The 2,528-nt window shown below is 70.8% G+C and carries 3 protein-coding genes; 1 reads left to right on the forward strand and 2 read right to left on the reverse strand.

Going from position 1 to position 2,528, the window contains the following annotated elements; translation table 11 throughout:
- Window positions 1-51: 51 nt before the first annotated feature.
- Together ACWGDE_RS38110 and ACWGDE_RS38115 are read right to left on the reverse strand one after the other, a co-directional pair.
- The gene (locus tag ACWGDE_RS38110) at window positions 52-822 is read right to left on the reverse strand and encodes an ABC transporter ATP-binding protein (RefSeq protein ID WP_453393671.1); all 771 of its coding nucleotides are present in this window, start codon (window positions 820-822) and stop codon (window positions 52-54) included.
- 55 nt (window positions 823-877) lie between these two features.
- Entirely contained in the window at window positions 878-1,807 is a 930-nt protein-coding gene (locus ACWGDE_RS38115) for an ABC transporter permease (protein ID WP_453393669.1), read from the reverse strand.
- 133 nt (window positions 1,808-1,940) lie between these two features.
- Between ACWGDE_RS38115 and ACWGDE_RS38120 the strand changes: the two genes are divergently transcribed.
- Window positions 1,941-2,528, forward strand: a 588-nt coding sequence (locus ACWGDE_RS38120) for a TetR/AcrR family transcriptional regulator (RefSeq protein ID WP_453393670.1), incomplete at its 3' end; no start/stop codon positions are given.

The following is a 2,528-nucleotide window of genomic DNA, read 5'->3' on the forward strand; positions in this document are numbered from 1 at the left end:
CCTTTGTGGTCCCGGGCCCGGCCCGTTCGGGTGTCGGCGGGGCCGGGTTTGTCAGCGGGCGTTGGTGAAGGCCTCGTACGCGTCGCAGACCTCGGCCGACGGGCCGTCCATGCGCAGGACGCCCGATTCCAGCCAGATCGCGCGGTCGCAGGTTTCGCGGACCGTGCCGATGCCGTGGCTGACGAGGAAGACGGTGCCGGCCCGTTCGCGGAGTTCCTCGATGCGGGCCTGGCTGCGGCGTTGGAAGGCCGCGTCGCCGGTGGCCAGGGCTTCGTCGATCATCAGGACGTCGTGGTCCTTGGCGGCGGCGATGGAGAAGCGCAGCCGGGCGCCCATGCCCGAGGAGTACGTCCGCATGGGGAGGGAGATGAAGTCGCCCTTCTCGTTGATGCCCGAGAAGTCGACGATGTCTTGGTAGCGCTCGCGGATTTGTGTTCTGGTCATGCCCATCGCCAGGCCGCCCAGGACCACGTTGCGCTCGCCGGTCAGATCGTTCATCAGCGCGGCGTTCACACCGAGCAGGGACGGCTGGCCGTGCGAGAAGATCCGGCCGCGGGCGACCGGCTGGAGGCCGGCGATGGCGGACAGCAGGGTGGACTTGCCGGAGCCGTTGGTGCCGATCAGGCCGATGGCCTCGCCCTTGTACGCGGTGAAGGAGACCCCGCGCACGGCGTGCACCTCGCGGATGCCGGGGGCGGGCCCGCGGGAGAAGAGCCGGCTCAGGGCGGCGGTGGCGCCGCCCTTGCGGGAGCCCGCGCCGTTGACCTTGTAGATCACGTGGACGTCGTCCGCGATGACCGTCGGGACGCGGGTGGAGTCCAGCGGGACCCGCGCGGCGGGCGCCGGGGCGGTGCGGGTCGGGGTTGCGGTTGCGGTGTCAGCCACGGCCGTACTCCTCCTCAGCCTTCCAGAAGAAAACGAAGCCTCCGACGCCGGCGAGCAGGGCCCAGCCGAGCGCGATCAGCCATACGTGGTGCGGGAGCTGGCTCGCCTTGTAGGAGTCGATGAGCGCGAAGCGCATCAGGTCGATGAAGACGGCCGCGGGGTTGATCTTGAGGGCCATCGAGACCCAGTGCGGAAGGTGGTCCGTACTGAGCATCTGGTCGATCGACCACATGACGCCCGAGGCGTACATCCAGGTCCGCAGGACGAACGGCATCAACTGGCTGACGTCCGGGCTCTTCGCCCCGATCCTGGCCATGATCATGGCGCAGCCGGCGCAGAAGGTGGCCATGAGGAGCAGGGTGGGGAAGGCGAGCAGCCAGTTCGGCCGGGGGGTCTGGCCGAAGGCCAGCAGCAGCACGATCAGCGCGCCCATGGTGACGAGCAGCTGCTGGAAGAGCTGGACGACCGTGGACAGGGGCAGTGAGGCGCGCGGGAAGTGCAGGGCGCGCACCAGCCCGAGGTTGGCCTGGACGGAGCGGGTCGAGGCGTTGATGCAGGAGCCGATGAAGTCCCAGACGAAGACGCCGGTGATCAGGAACGGCAGGTAGTCCGGCACTCCGTGGCTGGCGTGCATGACCATGCCGAAGATGAAGTAGTAGACGGCCGCGTTGAGCAGCGGGGTCACCAGGTGCCAGACCTGGCCGAGGCTGGCCTGGCTGTACGTGGCGTGCATCCGGGCGGTGGCGTACGCGGACACGAAGTGCCGGCGGCCCCAGAGCTGGGCGACGTAGCGGGGGAGCGAGGGGCGGGCGCCGCTCAGGGTCAGTCCGTGGGACGCCGCCAGTTCGGCCACATGGTCCGGGGCGCGGTCCTTGGTCCGGGTCCGGCCCTTGCGGGTGCGGGCCGGTGGCGCGGTGGTCACTGTCACGAGGGTCGCTTTCGACGGGGTCGGGGCGTCGCTGGCGATGGAACGGGTCCGTATCGTCGCTACGCCGAGGTTAGGGCGTGCGACGTCGGAACGCAACCGTATCGTCGTGGCGGGTTATGCTCTGCTCATGACCACCGAGCCCGCGCCTGCCGCCGCCGCACCCGCCCCTGCCCCTGCCCGAAGAGCCCCCGCCGGGGCCGCCGTCCTGCGCGAGGACGTGACCGAGGCCATCCGGGCGGCCGTCCTCGAGGAACTGGCGACCGTCGGGTTCGCCCGGATGTCGATCGAGGGCATCGCGCGGCGGGCGGGCGTGGGGAAGACGGCCGTGTACCGCCGGTGGAAGTCCAAGCTGCACCTGGTGCTCGACCTGGTGGGGGCGTTCGCGGTGGACGGCCTGCCGGTGCCGGCGACGGGGTCGCTGTACGGGGACGTACGGGCGCTGCTCGAAGTGATGTCACACGTGCTGCGGCACCCGGTGGCCTCGGCCGTGATCCCCGACCTGCTGGTGGAGGCGGCGCGGAATCCGGAGATCGCGGACGCGGTACGGGGAGCGCTGCTGGAGGGGCAGCGGCGGATGGCGGAGGGGATCATCTCCGAGGCGGTTTCGCGGGGCGAGCTGCCGCAGGGGGTGGATGCGGGGCGGGCGCTGGATCTGGCGATCGGGCCGCTGTACTGGCGGCAGGTGGTCGTACGCGTTGCCGTGCCGGCGGGCTAC

The organism is Streptomyces sp. NPDC054956 (assembly GCF_053609185.1).